The sequence below is a fragment of the Comamonas aquatica genome (assembly GCF_018064205.1).
GTDB classification, from domain to species: domain Bacteria; phylum Pseudomonadota; class Gammaproteobacteria; order Burkholderiales; family Burkholderiaceae_C; genus Comamonas; species Comamonas aquatica.
In genome coordinates this window covers 2,983,405-2,997,885 of sequence record NZ_CP072916.1, presented here as the reverse complement: position 1 = coordinate 2,997,885, position 14,481 = coordinate 2,983,405, and the positions used below count along the sequence as shown (strand labels likewise).

The following is a 14,481-nucleotide window of genomic DNA, read 5'->3' as shown; positions in this document are numbered from 1 at the left end:
CCCCGCATTCGATGGCCGATGAGCTGCACATTGCCAGCTTGGTGGTCCATGTCCTGCCGCAGGCGCTAGATCCCGTTGGGCAGGCGCTGACCACGATGGGGCCTGTCCAAGTGCATGGCACCCATCCAGACGGCAAGCTGGTAGTCACCCTGGAAGGGCCCAGCGCCGACTTCATCCTGGATCAGGTGGCGCACATTCGGTTGATCGATGGCGTACTGAACGTCTCTCTGGTGTACCAGCACGCAGAACCCCGGCAATTACTTAACGAGGGAGTCTCCCATGACTAGCACCCGTCGCGATTTCGTTCGTCAAACTGCCGCTGCTGCCGCGGGCGCTGTGGCAGGCATTCCCATCCACGCCATCTCCCAGGAGGGTGCGCAAGCAGGTGGCAGCGCGCCCATGAAATGGTCCAAGGCGCCCTGCCGCTTCTGTGGCACCGGCTGCGGCGTGATGGTGGCCGTCAAGGACAACCGGGTGGTGGCGACCCAAGGCGATCCCCAGGCCGAAGTGAATCGGGGCCTCAACTGTGTCAAGGGCTACTTCCTGTCGAAGATCATGTATGGCGAGGACCGCCTGACACGGCCGCTGCTGCGCATGAAAAATGGCAAATACGCCAAGGACGGGGAATTCCAGCACGTGTCATGGGACACCGCGTTCGACGTGATGGCCCAGCAATTCAAGAAGGCGCTCAAGGAAAAGGGGCCGTCCGGCGTGGGCATGTTCGGCTCGGGCCAGTGGACGGTCTGGGAAGGCTATGCCGCGTCCAAGCTGTTCAAGGCCGGCTTCCGCTCCAACAACATCGATCCGAATGCGCGCCACTGCATGGCCTCGGCGGTGGCAGGCTTCATGCGCACCTTCGGCATGGACGAGCCCATGGGCTGCTACGACGACATCGAAGCCACGGACACCTTTGTGCTCTGGGGTTCGAACATGGCGGAAATGCACCCTGTGCTCTGGACGCGTGTGACGGATCGCCGGTTGAGTGCACCGAATGTCAAGGTGGCCGTGTTGTCCACCTTTGAACATCGCTCGTACGAACTGGCAGACATTGAGCTGACCTTCAAGCCGCAGACCGACCTGGCGATCCTGAACTACATTGCCAACCACATCATCACCACGGGGCGTGTGAACCAGGAGTTCGTGGCCAAGCACTGCAACTTCAAGTTGGGCAATCCGGACATCGGTTATGGCTTGCGCCCCGAGCATCCCTTGCAGAAAGCCGCCAAGAATGCGGCAGACCCAGGGGGGGCCAAGCCCATGACGTATGAGGAGTACGCCAAGTTCGTCTCCACCTACACCCTGGAGTACACCACCAAGCTGACGGGCGTTCCGGCCAACCGGCTCAAGGAACTGGCAGAGCTGTACGCAGATCCCAAGCGCAAAGTGGTGTCCTTCTGGACCATGGGCTTTAACCAACATACGCGCGGTGTATGGGCCAACAACCTTGTCTACAACATCCACCTGCTGACTGGCAAGATTTCCACCCCGGGTAACAGCCCGTTTTCTCTGACCGGACAGCCGTCGGCTTGCGGCACAGCGCGCGAAGTGGGCACCTTCTCACATCGTTTGCCTGCCGACATGGTGGTGACCAACCCCGAGCACCGCAAGACAGCCGAAAAGATCTGGAAACTACCTGAAGGCACCATTCCCGCAAAGCCTGGCTATCACGCGGTGCAGCAACACCGTATGCTGAAGGATGGCAAGCTCAATGCCTACTGGGTCATGGTGACCAACAACATGCAGGCGTCCGCCAATTTGGTGCAAGAAGGCTATCCGGGCTACCGCAACCCAGATAACTTTATTGTGGTTTCCGATGCCTACCCCACGGTCACTGCCACATCCGCAGACTTGATCTTGCCCACAGCCATGTGGGTGGAAAAAGAAGGGGCTTACGGCAACGCCGAGCGCCGCACGCACTTCTGGCACCAATTGGTCAAGGCCCCCGGGGATGCGCGCTCAGACTTGTGGCAGCTGATGGAGTTTGCCAAGCGCTTCAAGATCGAAGAAGTGTGGCCCGAAGAACTCTTGGCCAAGGCACCCCAATACCGTGGCAAAACCATGTTTGATGTGCTGTTCCGCAACGGACAAGTCGACAAGTTCCCCGTTTCCGATATTGAGGCAGGGTACGACAACCACGAAGCCGAGCTTTTCGGCTTCTACCCCCAAAAGGGCTTGTTCGAGGAATACGCCACATTCGGACGCGGTCACGCTCACGATTTGGCCCCCTTCGACGTGTACCACCAAGTTCGCGGCCTGCGCTGGCCGGTGGTCAATGGGCAAGAAACCAAATGGCGTTACCGCGAAGGTGCTGATCCCTACGTCAAAGCAGGCCGTGGTTTTGAGTTCTACGGATACAAGGACGGCAAGGCCATCATCTTTGGCCTGCCTTATGAGCCTGCCGCAGAAGCGCCCGATCAAGAGTATCCGTTCTGGCTCTCCACAGGCCGTGTACTAGAGCACTGGCACTCTGGCTCCATGACCCGCCGGGTGCCTGAGCTGCACCGTGCCGTGCCCAATGCGCTGTGCTACATGCACCCAGAGGATGCCAAGGCACTGGGACTGCGCCGTGGAAGCGAGGTCGAGATCGCATCGCGCCGAGGCTCAATTCGCTCCCGGGTTGAAACCCGTGGGCGCAACAAGCCACCACGCGGCCTAGTCTATGTGCCATGGTTTGATGCCAGCCAGTTGATCAACAAAGTGACGCTGGATGCCACCGACCCTATCTCGCTGCAAACCGACTTCAAAAAGTGTGCCGTGAGGCTGACCAAGGTCTGAGGACAAGCAGAGGAGCACCCCATGAAACGCATACAGAAACTGGGCATGGCACTGATGCTGTGTATCGGTGTGGTCACCGCGACCGGCATGGCCTCCGCCGAGCCCTTGTACGACAAGGCCCGCGGCACGGCACCCTTGCTGGAAACCACCAAGCCACCGGTGTTGGGCAACCCCATCAACGATGATGTGCGCCGCACGCGCAACTACGCGCAGCAGCCGCCCGTGATTCCGCACCGCATCGATGGCTACCAGGTCGACAAGAACTTCAATAAGTGCATGGACTGCCATTCGCGCACCAAGGCGGAAGTCTCTCAGGCGATCCCGGTCTCCATCACCCACTACCAGGACCGCGATGGCAATACCCTGGCGCAGATCTCGACCCGGCGCTACTTTTGCGTGCAGTGCCATGTGGGGCAGGACAATGCGACGCCTTTCGTAAGAAATACATTCCAGGATGTGGATAGCCTGCTCCTGAAAGCATTGCAAAATCCTGCGAACGCATCCAAGAAACCATGAACTGGGGCACAAGCATGCTGCAATTACTCAAGCGCTACTGGGCCGTCATACGGCGCCCCAGCGTCCACTTCAGCCTTGGGTTTCTGACGATTGGCGGGTTCATTGCGGGCATCCTGTTCTGGGGGGCTTTCAATACCGCGATGGAAGTCACGAACACCGAGAAGTTCTGTACGGGTTGCCATGAAATGCGCGACAACGTCTTCGCCGAACTGAAGAGCACCATCCACTACACCAACCGCTCTGGTGTGCGTGCGATCTGCTCGGACTGCCACGTGCCACACAACTGGACCGACAAGATGGCCCGCAAAATGCAGGCCTCGAAAGAAGTCTGGGGCAAGATTTTTGGCACGATCGATACGCCGGAAAAATTTGAGGCCAAGCGCTTGGAGTTGGCACAGCACGAGTGGACACGCTTGAAAGCCAATGACTCCTTGGAATGCAGAAACTGCCACAACTACGACTCTATGGACTTCACCCGCCAGAGCCAACGCGCGCAGAACATGCATTCCACCTACCTGGCCAACAAGGAAAAAACCTGCATCGATTGCCACAAGGGGATTGCCCACCAGCTGCCACACATCCCTCCGGGCGTGGGCCCCAGTGACAGCCCGGGTCAGGTGGTGCCAGCCCCTGTCGCCATGGCCAAGCCCTGATCGCATGGTGTCTGCGGAGCATGCGCCACGGAGCCTGGACGTTGCTGGCTTTGGCTGCCTCCGCAATGGCCGTGTGCTGTTGCGCCAGATCGATTTCAGCCTGCAGGCCGGCCAGGTGCTGCAGCTCAAGGGCAGCAATGGCGCTGGCAAGAGCACCTTGCTGCGCAGTCTGGCCGGGTTGATGCCCTGGCGTGCCGGGGCGCTGGCATGGTGCGGTCAGCGGGTCATCGCATCCAGCCCCGCGTTCCAGCGGCAGCTGTCGTACCTGGGGCACCAGTGCGGCATGAGCGATGCCCTCAGTGGGATCGAGAACCTGCGTTTCGCACTCCAGATGCAGGCCGTGCCCTGGTCCGGTGAACGCGCGGCCCAGGTGCTGCGCGCACTGGATGTCCTGGATGTGGCTTCGCGCCCTTTTGGTCGCTTGTCCCAGGGGCAGCGACGGAGGGTGGCGATTGCCCGGGTCCTGCTCAGTGAACGCCCGCTGTGGTTGCTCGACGAGCCAGACAATGCGCTGGACGCACAGGGCAGCGCATTGCTGGTGCAACTGCTGTCGGCACACGCCCAGGCGGGTGGGCTGGCGATGGTGGTCAGCCATCGCGGTCTGCTGGTGCCTGGCGTGCCGGCCCTGGTATTGGACTTGAGTGCCCCCTCTGCGGCTCCGGCGCAGCAGGAGGCGCCATGCTGAGGGCGGTGGTGGTGCGCGAGCTGCGTCTGGCCGTCCGCCGGCCGGCCGATGCCCTGAGTGGTCTGGCGTTTTTCCTCATGGTGGGCAGCCTGTTTCCGCTGGCTTTGGGGCCGGACAGCGTCTTGCTCCGGCAGATCGCGCCTGGCGTTGTCTGGGTGGCGGCCTTACTGGCGGTCTTGCTGGGCCAGCACCGGCTGTTCGAGGGGGACCATGCAGACGGTTCGCTGGAGCAGTGGTTGCTGGCCCCTGCACCTTTGCCGCTCCTGGTGGGGGTGAAGGTGGGGGCGCAATGGCTGGTGGGCACGCTGCCGCTGCTCCTGGCCACGCCGCTGCTGGGCTGGCAATATGGCTTGGGCGAGGAGGTGATGGGGGTGCTGCTGCTGTCACTGGCCTTGGGCACGCCCAGCCTGTGTGTGCTGGCGGCCCTGGGGGCTGCGCTGACCTTGGGCTTGCGCGGTGCTTTGCTGCTGGTGCTGGTCGTGCTGCCGCTGAGCGTGCCGATCCTGATCTTTGGCAGCCATGCCGTGACCCAGTCCTTGCTGGGGCTGCCTGCGGCCCCCGCGTTGAATTTGCTCGGTGCCTGTTTGTGCCTGGCGCTGCTGGCCGGCCCCTGGACGATTGCGGCGGCGTTGAGGCTGGCGCTGGAATGATATGAACCCTTCCCCTGTTGCTTCTTCTCCTCGGTCGCCGCGTGCTCTGGCCGCAGGCTTTCGCTGGCGCCAACTGGCCTCCCCGCCGGTGTTTGACCACTGGGCACAACGCTTGTGGCCGTGGCTGGCCGTGCTGGCGCTGGCGTTGACTGTGGCCGGGCTGTGGGTGGGTTTTTTCGTAGCCCCCACCGACCACCAGCAGGGCGAGGTCTATCGCATCATCTTTTTGCATGTGCCTGCGGCCTGGATGTCGATGTTCATTTATGTGGTGGCGGCGGTGCACGCGGGGCTGGGCCTGGTCTACCGCACCCGCCTGTCACCACTGCTGGCGCGCGCCTTGGCACCCACCGGGGCCCTGTTCACCGTGATCGCGCTGTGGACCGGTGCGGCCTGGGGCAAGCCCACCTGGGGCGCATGGTGGGTGTGGGACGCGCGGCTGACCTCGGAGCTGATCCTACTGTTTCTGTACCTGGGTTACCTGGGGGTGGCCTCGGCCATCGAAGACCCCGAGCGCGCCGACGCGGCCGGTGCCATCGTGCTGCTGGCGGGCGTGGTGAATGTGCCCATCATCTATTTCTCGGTGCAGTGGTGGAGCACCCTGCACCAGGGGGCCACGATCCGCATGGATGCGGCCCCCAGCATGACCCACACCATGCTGGCGGGCATGCTGCTGATGACCCTGGCGTGCTGGGCCTATACGCTGGCCGTGTGCTTGCTGCGCACGCGCTGCCTGATTCGAGAACGTGCCGCAGAGGAGCAACTGTGATGGCGACCCATGGTTTTTACATCGCGCTGGCCTATGGTGTCAGCGCAGCGCTCCTGCTGCTTGAAATCCTGGCGTTGCTGTGGCGCTGGCGTCGGCTGCGGCAGGGCCCCGCACTGCGCGACCCTGAGGGAGATGCTGCATGAAACCCCGTCGAAAGCGCCTGCTGTGGGTGCTGGCCGGTGTGGCCCTGGTGGGGCTGGCCGTCACCCTGGTGCTGCGCGCACTGGATGCGAATGTCATGTTTTTCTACAGCCCCAGCCAGATCCACGCGGGCGAAGCGCCGCAGGGGGCGGCCTTTCGCATCGGTGGTCTGGTGGAGGTTGGCTCGCTGCAGCGCTCCGCCGATGGCCTGCAGGTGCAGTTCATGGTGACCGACGAGGTGCAGCGCGTGCCGGTGCGCTACCAGGGCCTGTTACCCGACCTGTTTCGCGAAGGCAAGGGGGTGGTCGCATCCGGCAAGCTGCAGGCGAACGGTGTGTTCGAGGCCTCCGAGGTACTGGCCAAGCACGATGAGAACTACATGCCCCCGGAAGCGGCCAAGGCACTGGAAGATGCCGCACGGACATCAAGGGGGCAGCCATGATGGCGGAGCTGGGGGTGTTTGCGCTGGTGCTGGCGCTGATCGTGGCGCTGGTGCAGGCCACGCTGCCGTTGCTGGGTGCCCAGTGGGGGATCGCCGCCTGGGTGCGCCTGGCGCGGCCCGCCGCCGCCCTGCAGTGCCTGCTGTCGCTGCTGGCGGCGGGTGTGCTGTTCTGGTGCTTTGGCACGCAGGACTATTCCGTGCTGTACGTCGCGGCCAACTCGCACAGCGATTTGCCCATGATCTACAAGCTGACGGCCTTCTGGGGCGGGCATGAGGGCTCCATGCTGCTGTGGCAGGTGCTGCTGGCCTGCTGGAGCGTGGCGGTCGCCTGGCGCAGCCGCGCATTGCCGGCCGATTTCGTGGCGCGCGTGCTGGCGGTGCTGGGCTGGGTCAGCGTCGGGTTTCTGCTGTTCGTGCTGTTTTTGTCCAACCCGTTCCTGCGCCTGGTGCCGGCCGCGCTGGAGGGCAAGGACCTGAATCCCTTGCTGCAGGACCCGGGCATGGTCTTTCACCCTCCACTGCTGTACATGGGCTATGTGGGTTTTGTGGTGCCCTTCGCGTTTGCGCTGGCGGCCCTGATTTCGGGCGAGCTGGGCGCTGCCTGGGCGCGGTGGTCGCGGTCCTGGACGCTGGCCGCCTGGGGCTTTCTGACACTGGGCATCCTGCTGGGCAGCGCCTGGGCGTATTACGTGCTGGGCTGGGGGGGCTGGTGGTTCTGGGACCCGGTGGAAAACGCCTCCTTCATGCCCTGGCTGGTGGGCACGGCCTTGCTGCACTCGCTGATCGTGACAGACCAGCGCGGCGCATTCCGCAGCTGGTCAGCATTGCTGGCGATCTGCGCGTTTTCGCTGTGCCTGCTGGGTACGTTCCTGGTGCGTTCCGGGGTGCTGACCTCGGTCCACGCGTTTGCGGTTGATCCGGGGCGCGGCCTGTTCATCCTGTGCTTCATCGTGGCGGTGGTGGGCGTGTCGCTGTGGCTGTACGCCTGGCGGGCGCCAGAGCTGGGCACCGGGGGCGGGCAGTTCGCCTTGCTGTCGCGCGAAACCCTGCTGCTGGTGAACAACGTGCTGTTCTGCGCCGCGGCCCTGGCTGTGTTGATCGGCACGCTGTACCCTCTGGCACTGGATGTGCTGCGCAACGAAAAGATTTCGGTCGGTCCACCGTATTTTGAAGCGGTCTTTCTGCCGCTGGTCCTGCCGGCGCTGGCCTTGATGGGTTGCGGCACGGTGGCCCGCTGGAAGCAGGGCTCGGGCCGCGAGCTGTGGCAGCGGCTGCGCGCGGCCCTGGTGCTGACCGGGGTGGGCGTGGCCGTGCTGGGCCTGGCCCAGGTCGGGTCCATCACACCCGTGACCTTGCTGGGGGTGGCCTTGGGCCTGTGGTGCTTGCTGAGCACGCTGGCGCATGCCGTCCAGCGCCTGCTGCCTGCGGTGCGGCAGGGTGGAGGCTGGCAGCGCGTGGCCCGTCAGCCCTGGGGCTGGTGGGGCACGGTGATGGCGCATGCCGGTGTGGGTGTGTTCGTGATGGCCGTGAGCCTGGCCAACGGGCTGGAGACCAAGCGCGAAACCCATGTGGCTCAGGGCCAGAGCGTGGAGGCCGGCCATTACCGCTTTACCCTGGTGGGGCTGTCCTCGGTGGAGGGGCCCAACTACGATGCCCAGCGCGCCCACTTTCGCGTCAGCGATGGGTACCAGAGCTGGGACATGTACCCCGAAAAACGTGCCTACCGGGTGCAGACCATGGGGCTGAGCCAGGCGGCCATCGACAGCCGCTGGACGCGCGATGTGTTCATCGCACTGGGCGAACCGCTGGATGAGACCGGGCAGGCCTGGACCGTGCGCCTGCAGGTCAAACCCTGGATGGAGTGGATCTGGATGGGGACTTTCATGATGGCACTGGGGGCGGGCTTGAGCCTGCTGGACAAGCGTTTTCGCACCGGGCGCCAGCGCGTGCCACGTGCCGCGCGCAGCGCCGTGGCGCACAAGGTGGCGTGATGCGTTTTGTCATTCCTTTGGCAGTTTTTCTGGGGCTGGCGGTCATGCTGGGCCTGGGCTTGCAACGTGATCCACGGGCGCTGGAATCGGCCCTTTTGCAACAGCCGGTGCCGGTCTTCGACCTGCCGGTGCTGCAGGGGCCGGAAGGCGCCCGGCTGACGCCCCAGGCGCTGCAGGGCCAGGTCTGGCTGCTGAACGTCTGGGCCTCCTGGTGCGCACCCTGCCGCCAGGAGCTGCCGATCCTGGTGGAGATGTCGCGCAAGGACGGTGTGGCCATCTATGGCCTGAACTACAAGGACCAGCCCGCCAAGGCCCAGGCTCTGCTGCGCGTGGCCGGCAACCCGTATGTGGCTTCTGCGGTGGATGCCGATGGCCGGGTCGGCATGGACTTTGGCATCCATGCCGTGCCGGAAACCTTTGTGATCGATGCCCAGGGCCGGGTCCGCTACCGCCACCTGGGGCCGGTGACGCCCGAGGTGTGGAACGACAAACTGATGCCTGTGGTGAGGGCCGTGCAATGAAACCCTGGTCCCTGGCGCTGTGCGCTGCCCTGTTGAGCCCCGGTGTCTTCGCTGCGCAAGACTTGGAACTGGAGGCGCGCGAGGCGGCCCTGGCCGCCCGGCTGCGCTGCGTGGTCTGCCAGAACCAGACCGTGGCCGAATCCCAGGCGCCGATTGCCAAGGACATGCGCAAAGAAATTGCGGTGCAGCTGGCGCAGGGCCGCAGCGATGCCGAGGTGGTGGCCTTCTTCGAGCAGCGGTATGGCAGTTTTGTGCGCTATGCACCGCCGTGGAAGCCTTCGACCTGGGTGCTGTGGTGTGCCCCGTTTGTGGTGCTGCTGGGCGGCTTGCTGCTGCTGTGGCGCACGCTGCGCCGGCGCCACCAGAGCGTGACCCGCCCGGGATTGAGCCCGCAGGAGCGGGCACGGGCCCAGGCGTGGCTGGAGAACCGCCAGGACACACCGACACCGGAGGACCGTCCATGAGCGATATGGTGGGATTGTGGCTGGGGGCGCTGGCCTTGGTGCTGCTGTGCCTGGCGGTGCTGCTGCCCAGCCTGCTGCGGGATGCGGCCCAGCCGGTGACCGGCAGCGATGACGCCCTGCGGGCGCTGTACCAGGCCCAGCTGCAGGAGCTGGCGCGGGAGCACCGCGCCGGCAACCTCGATGCGGCCGATCTGGCCCAGGCCGAGGACGAGTTGCAGCGCCGCCTGCTGCAGGAGCTGGCGCAGCGCGCGCAGCCCCGGGCCTGGCGGCAACGGCCGTGGCTGCCACGCGCCAGCGCCCTGGTGCTGGCCGTGCTGTTGCCCGTGGCAGCATGGGGGCTGTATGTGCAGGTGGGCGATCCGCAGGCTGCGGCCCGCCTGGCCCAAGCGGATGCCATGGGCCACAGTGCGGGCCAGGCGCAGGTCGAGGCCATGGTGGCCGGCCTGGCGCAGCGCTTGCAGGCGCAGCCCGACAACCTGCCGGGGTGGGTGATGCTGGCACGCTCCTATGAAACCCTGGAGCGCTATGCCGATGCCGCCCAGGCCTACCAGGGCGCACTGCAGACGGCGCAAGCCCAGGGCCTGGAAGCCACGGAGCAGGCGCGCCTGTGGGCGGACCTGGCAGACGCCCAGGCCTCCGCGCAGCAGGGGCGCCTGGACGGTGCGGCGGGCGCCGCGATCACCCAGGCGCTGCGCCTGGACGCGCAGCAACCCAAGGCGCTGGCGCTGGCCGGTGCGGCGGCCTTGCAGGCGGGCAATCCGCGGGCCGCGCGCGACCACTGGCAGGCGCTGCTGGCCTTGCTGGAGCCTGGCTCCGACGTGGCACTGCAGGTGCAGGATGATCTGGTGAAGCTGGAGCTGCTGCTGCGCGAGCCGGCGGCCGCACCGGCGCAGCCCTCCGCGCGCTAGGCGCCAGGCGAGACCGGGCGACCGGGCCGCGCAGGTGGCCCGGTGCTGGGCTTCAGGCAGCGGGGGAGACGGCCAGCGCGTGCAGGGCCGGCCCGGTCAGGCGGTAGCGAATCCACTCCGACTGGGGCTTGGCGTCCAGGCTGTCGTAGAAGGCGATGGACGGGGCATTCCAGTCCAGCACGCTCCATTCAAAGCGGCCGCAGTCCTGCTCCACGGCGATGCGGGCCAGGTGCTGCAGCAAGGCCTTGCCGGCACCCTTACCGCGCTGCTCGGGCGAGACGTACAAGTCCTCCAGGTACAGGCCATGCTGGCCTTGCCAGGTGGAATAGTTGAAGAAGTACACGGCAAAGCCCACGGGCGTGTCGCCGTCCAGGCAGATCAGGCCGAACACCTTGGGGTTGGCGCCAAACAGCGTGCGGTGCACGTGGGCGGGCGTGGCCAGCACTTCGTGCTCGGCCTTTTCGTAGATGGCCAGCTCGCGCACAAAGTGCAGGATCAGGTCGGTGTCGTCGATGGTGGCGGGGCGGATGGTCAGCGGGGCGGTCATGGGGAGCGGTTCCAGGGGCATCAGGGCAGGGCGGGCACGGGGCCGGCGCCAAAGCGTTCAAAACAGCGGCGCAGCACGTGGAAGTGGTCTTCGAACATCTGCGCCTCCAGGCCGGCCAGGGCCTGCAGGGGCACCCAGCGCGCGGCGGCCGCGTCGTCGCCGGCTTGCACGGCGGGCAGGATGGTGCCCGGCAGGTGGCAGACAAACACGTGGGTGATGGTGCGCCCGCGCAGGCTGCGGTCCGGGTGGTCGAACACTTCCACGCCCTGCAGGGCGGATTGCAGCGCGGCCGCGGTCAGCGGCAGGGCGGTTTCTTCGGCCAGCTCGCGCAGGCAGGACTGCCACAGGGTGTCGCGTGGCTCGACAAAGCCGCCGGGCAGGGCCCACAAGCCCTGGCCGGGGGCGTGGCCGCGCTGGATCAGCAGCACATGGCCGTGGCACAGCAGCAGCCCGTCGACGGTGACAAACACCGGCGGATACGGGGCGGCCGCCCAGGCGGCGCGGTAGCCGCTGAGCATGCGCCATTCGGCGCGCAGGGCGGCGTAGTCGGGGCTGGCCTGCCAGGCCTGCAGCCAGTCGGCCACGGCAGGGGGCAGCAGGGTGCCCAGCTGCTGCGCCACGGCAGCCTGCGGCTGTTCGTCCAGGTTCCAGTAGCAGGCGCGGATGGGGGTGGCGTCAAAGTTGCCCTGGCGCGGCAGGCTGAGCAGCTCCCAGCCCGGGAAGCGCGCCAGGTAATGGCTGCTGTCGTCCTTGAAGTGGCCGACCAGGGCCACGCGCGCGCCGGGGGGCACCTGGGTGTGCACGGCGGCCATCACCGCCTGCACCCAGCGCGGCTCGTCGTAGTAGTCGCGCACGGGCACGCAGCGCACGCGGGCGGCATCGGCGGGCGGCAGGCTCTCGCGGATCAGGGCTTCGCGCTCTGGCCAGGTGAAGGGGTTCTTGGGGCTGCGCGCCTGCCAGGCGCTGCCCAGCACGACGACCACCTGCTGCGCCACCGCCAGGGCCTGCTGTAGCAGGGCCAGGTGGCCAAGGTGCAAGGGCTGGAAGCGGCCGATGAGGACGGCGGTGTGGGGCGGGGGAGCAGCGTGGGGCATGGTGAAAAGCATAGCTGCTGGCGTTCGTCCTTGCAGCTTTTCAGATGTTTTTGTGTCTGAAGTGGCCTGGTGGCAAGCGCTGGAAGCTATGGTTTTTAGGTGGTTGCGGTTTCGGGGTCGGCAATGTCGAACACTTGGCGCAGGTAGGCCAGGTAGGTCTCATCGTCGCACAGGGTCTTGCCGGGGGTGTCGGAAATCTTGGCCACGGGCTGGCCGTTGGCGCGCACCAGCTTCATGACGATGTTCAGCGGCTGCAGGCCCAGGTCGTTGGTCAGGTTGGTGCCGATGCCGAAGCCCAGCTGGATGTGCGGCGCAAAGTGGCGCCACAGGGCCAGGGCCTTGTCCAGGTTCAGTCCGTCCGAGAACACCAGCCGCTTGGTGTGCGGGTTGATGCGCAGTTCGCGGTAGTGGGCGATCGCCTGCTCGCCCCAGGCAAACGGGTCGCCGGAGTCGTGGCGCAGGCCGTCGAACAGCTTGGCGAAGTACAGGTCAAAGTCTTCGAGGAAGGCGCGCATGCCCACGGTGTCGGTCAGCGCGATGCCCAAGTCGCCGCGGTACTCCTGCACCCAGTCTTCCAGCGCGGACTTCTGGAAGTCGCGCAGGCGCACGCCCAGGGACTGGTAGCTCTGCATGTATTCGTGGGCCATGGTGCCCAGCGGCGCGATGCCCAGTTGCTTGGCCAGCAGCACGCTGGAGGTGCCCTTGAACCACTGCGCGGCCTGCGCCGTCAGCGTGGCCACCACCTCGTGCTGCCAGGCGGCGGAAAAGCGCCGGCGCAGGCCGAAGTCCGACAGCTCGAAGGGGTGGGCCAGCACCGGGCCGCTGGCCAGGGTCTGCAGTTGGTCGATCTTGGCCTGCAGGCGCCGGCGGCCTTCGGCCAGGGTGTCGGGCTGGGCCAGGCGGCGGAAGTACAGCTCGTTGACGATGGCCAGCACATGGATCTCGAAGCCCATGACATGCACCTGGGGGCCGTGGGCCTCGATGGACAGGCCGCCTTCGGGCGTGGCCTGCACGCGGATGAAGTCGCGCTGGAACTGGAACAGCCGCAGAAAGTCGACGAAGTCGCTCTTGATGTAGCGCAGCTGGCCCAGGTATTCCAGCTCGTCCTTGGCAAAGCGCAGGCTGCACAGGTGGTCCAGCTCGGCGTTCACGTCGTCGATCAGCTCGGCCAGCGGGTAGGCCGTGGCATTGCGGCAGGCAAAGCGGTATTCGGCCTGGGTTTGCGGGTGGCGGTGCAGCATCGCCTGCCACATGGTGAATTTGTAGAGGTCGGTGTCCAGCAGGCTGGGGACGATGGGCATGGCAGGCGTGGGCAAAAGAAGTTACAGGCGCAGGGTGGCGGTGGTGTGCAGCTGCACGCCGGCGGTCTGCATGCGCTGCAGGAAGTCGGCGTGCTGCGCGGCAAAGCCGTGCACGGGGCTCATGCAGTCGGTCAGCAGCACGACGCGTGGGGCAAAGCCGGGGGGCGCGGCCTCCAGCAGGTGCTCGACCGTGGCGCGCACGCAATGGCTGCTGGCCTCGCCCGCCACCACCAGGCGCTGGGCTTGCAACAGCGTGCCCAGCAGCGCGTGGTTCAGACAGCTGTCCGGGACCTGCGGATCGGGCACCTCGGCCGCCAGGGCGCTGTAGTGCTCGGTCCAGGGATGGCTGCCTTTGAACACGTGTGTCACCGCGCGCTGGCGGGTCACCTGCCAGTCGCGGCAGGCGGCCTGCACCTCGGCATGCACGCCGTGGCCCCAGGTGCCGATCTCGCAGTGCACGGGCCAGACCATCAGGGTGTAGCGCCCGCGTGCTTCCAGGGCATCCAGGTAGGCCAGGGCGCGCGCCAGGTGGGCCGGCGTGCGCGGCGCATAGGCCCCGGCGCGCACCTGCGCCGCTGTGATGGCGGTGAAGGCGGGCACGGCGGACCCGTCGGCGTGCTGCCAGAAAGCCGGGTGCGCGATGTCGAACACCTGGTGTGCATCCAGGGTCACGGTGATGTGGTCCACGGCCTGCATCTGCGCGCGCAGCCAGCTGGCCAGGCGTTGCATGTCGGCATGGGCGCCGGGCACGGGCAGGCTGGGCTGCAGGGCCGTGCCGTCCAGCGTGGGGCACAGCGCCGCTGGCAGATCGCAGAAGTCGTTTTGCGGATCGATGAGCAGCAGTTGGGTGGCAAGGGTCATGGCGTCGGGAGGGCGCGGGTGCGCCGTGCGCAAAGGGTGAAGTGTAGAAGCTCCTGCCACGCACGGGACGGAACGCCGGCTGGGGGGCAGGCGCGGTTGGCGGTCACGTGCGCGTGGGTGCCACCAGGGCGTAAAAAAGCCCGCACAGGGGCGGGCTGGTGGGGGC

Annotated in this window: 17 protein-coding genes; 13 read left to right on the top strand and 4 right to left on the bottom strand. The window is 66.2% G+C overall.

Annotation, left to right across the window (positions count from 1 at the left end; translation table 11 throughout):
• The first annotated feature begins 11 nt into the window (after nucleotides 1-11).
• Genes KAQ61_RS14150 through ccmI form a run of 13 tightly spaced genes read left to right on the top strand, consistent with a single transcriptional unit; the run spans nucleotide 12 to nucleotide 10,512 of the window.
• Nucleotides 12-287 (top strand): chaperone NapD, encoded by a 276-nt coding sequence (locus KAQ61_RS14150; protein WP_042414728.1) that lies wholly within the window; start codon nucleotides 12-14, stop codon nucleotides 285-287.
• Nucleotides 280-2,775, top strand: coding sequence for a periplasmic nitrate reductase subunit alpha (napA, locus tag KAQ61_RS14145; RefSeq protein WP_045266056.1), 2,496 nt, complete (start codon nucleotides 280-282; stop codon nucleotides 2,773-2,775). Before KAQ61_RS14150 ends, napA begins: the two co-directional genes overlap by 8 nt.
• Before the next feature lie 21 nt (nucleotides 2,776-2,796).
• Entirely contained in the window at nucleotides 2,797-3,291 is a 495-nt protein-coding gene (locus KAQ61_RS14140; protein WP_042414722.1) for a nitrate reductase cytochrome c-type subunit, read from the top strand.
• Nucleotides 3,292-3,305: 14 nt separating this feature from the next.
• Complete coding sequence (locus KAQ61_RS14135) at nucleotides 3,306-3,944, top strand: cytochrome c3 family protein (RefSeq protein WP_045267675.1); 639 nt, start codon at nucleotides 3,306-3,308, stop codon at nucleotides 3,942-3,944.
• 4 nt (nucleotides 3,945-3,948) lie between these two features.
• On the top strand, nucleotides 3,949-4,629 hold the full coding sequence (gene ccmA / locus KAQ61_RS14130; protein WP_210929592.1) for a cytochrome c biogenesis heme-transporting ATPase CcmA: 681 nt from the start codon (nucleotides 3,949-3,951) through the stop codon (nucleotides 4,627-4,629).
• The gene (gene ccmB / locus KAQ61_RS14125) at nucleotides 4,623-5,279 is read left to right on the top strand and encodes a heme exporter protein CcmB (RefSeq protein WP_042414716.1); all 657 of its coding nucleotides are present in this window, start codon (nucleotides 4,623-4,625) and stop codon (nucleotides 5,277-5,279) included. Before ccmA ends, ccmB begins: the two co-directional genes overlap by 7 nt.
• 1 nt (nucleotide 5,280) lies before the next feature.
• Nucleotides 5,281-6,045 carry a heme ABC transporter permease CcmC gene (gene ccmC / locus KAQ61_RS14120; RefSeq protein ID WP_210929591.1) on the top strand — a complete coding sequence of 255 codons (765 nt, stop codon included), beginning with the start codon at nucleotides 5,281-5,283 and terminating at the stop codon, nucleotides 6,043-6,045.
• On the top strand, nucleotides 6,045-6,188 hold the full coding sequence (ccmD, locus tag KAQ61_RS14115) for a heme exporter protein CcmD (RefSeq protein WP_070356664.1): 144 nt from the start codon (nucleotides 6,045-6,047) through the stop codon (nucleotides 6,186-6,188). The genes ccmC and ccmD overlap by 1 nt, the downstream gene beginning before the upstream one ends.
• Nucleotides 6,185-6,628 (top strand): cytochrome c maturation protein CcmE, encoded by a 444-nt coding sequence (gene ccmE / locus KAQ61_RS14110; protein ID WP_042414714.1) that lies wholly within the window; start codon nucleotides 6,185-6,187, stop codon nucleotides 6,626-6,628. Before ccmD ends, ccmE begins: the two co-directional genes overlap by 4 nt.
• Nucleotides 6,625-8,619 carry a heme lyase CcmF/NrfE family subunit gene (locus KAQ61_RS14105; RefSeq protein WP_210929590.1) on the top strand — a complete coding sequence of 665 codons (1,995 nt, stop codon included), beginning with the start codon at nucleotides 6,625-6,627 and terminating at the stop codon, nucleotides 8,617-8,619. Before ccmE ends, KAQ61_RS14105 begins: the two co-directional genes overlap by 4 nt.
• Nucleotides 8,619-9,140 (top strand): DsbE family thiol:disulfide interchange protein, encoded by a 522-nt coding sequence (locus KAQ61_RS14100; protein ID WP_043383209.1) that lies wholly within the window; start codon nucleotides 8,619-8,621, stop codon nucleotides 9,138-9,140. Before KAQ61_RS14105 ends, KAQ61_RS14100 begins: the two co-directional genes overlap by 1 nt.
• Complete coding sequence (locus KAQ61_RS14095; RefSeq protein ID WP_210929589.1) at nucleotides 9,137-9,604, top strand: cytochrome c-type biogenesis protein; 468 nt, start codon at nucleotides 9,137-9,139, stop codon at nucleotides 9,602-9,604. Before KAQ61_RS14100 ends, KAQ61_RS14095 begins: the two co-directional genes overlap by 4 nt.
• Nucleotides 9,601-10,512, top strand: a complete 912-nt coding sequence (gene ccmI, locus KAQ61_RS14090) for a c-type cytochrome biogenesis protein CcmI (RefSeq protein ID WP_210929588.1) — start codon at nucleotides 9,601-9,603, stop codon at nucleotides 10,510-10,512. The genes KAQ61_RS14095 and ccmI overlap by 4 nt, the downstream gene beginning before the upstream one ends.
• A gap of 52 nt (nucleotides 10,513-10,564) precedes the next feature.
• Here the strand turns inward: ccmI and KAQ61_RS14085 are convergent, their stop codons facing one another.
• The 4 genes from KAQ61_RS14085 to KAQ61_RS14070 form a co-directional block, all read right to left on the bottom strand.
• Nucleotides 10,565-11,059, bottom strand: coding sequence for a GNAT family N-acetyltransferase (locus tag KAQ61_RS14085; RefSeq protein WP_210929587.1), 495 nt, complete (start codon nucleotides 11,057-11,059; stop codon nucleotides 10,565-10,567).
• A 20-nt stretch (nucleotides 11,060-11,079) separates the two neighbouring features.
• The gene (locus tag KAQ61_RS14080; protein WP_244982904.1) at nucleotides 11,080-12,153 is read right to left on the bottom strand and encodes an NUDIX domain-containing protein; all 1,074 of its coding nucleotides are present in this window, start codon (nucleotides 12,151-12,153) and stop codon (nucleotides 11,080-11,082) included.
• 95 nt (nucleotides 12,154-12,248) lie between these two features.
• Nucleotides 12,249-13,454: a nicotinate phosphoribosyltransferase gene (gene pncB, locus KAQ61_RS14075; protein ID WP_210929585.1), complete on the bottom strand. Its 1,206-nt coding sequence runs from the start codon at nucleotides 13,452-13,454 to the stop codon at nucleotides 12,249-12,251.
• Between the two features lie 21 nt (nucleotides 13,455-13,475).
• A complete protein-coding gene (locus KAQ61_RS14070; RefSeq protein WP_210929584.1) occupies nucleotides 13,476-14,315 on the bottom strand; it encodes a cysteine hydrolase family protein in 840 nt (279 codons plus the stop codon).
• Nucleotides 14,316-14,481 lie beyond the last annotated feature (166 nt).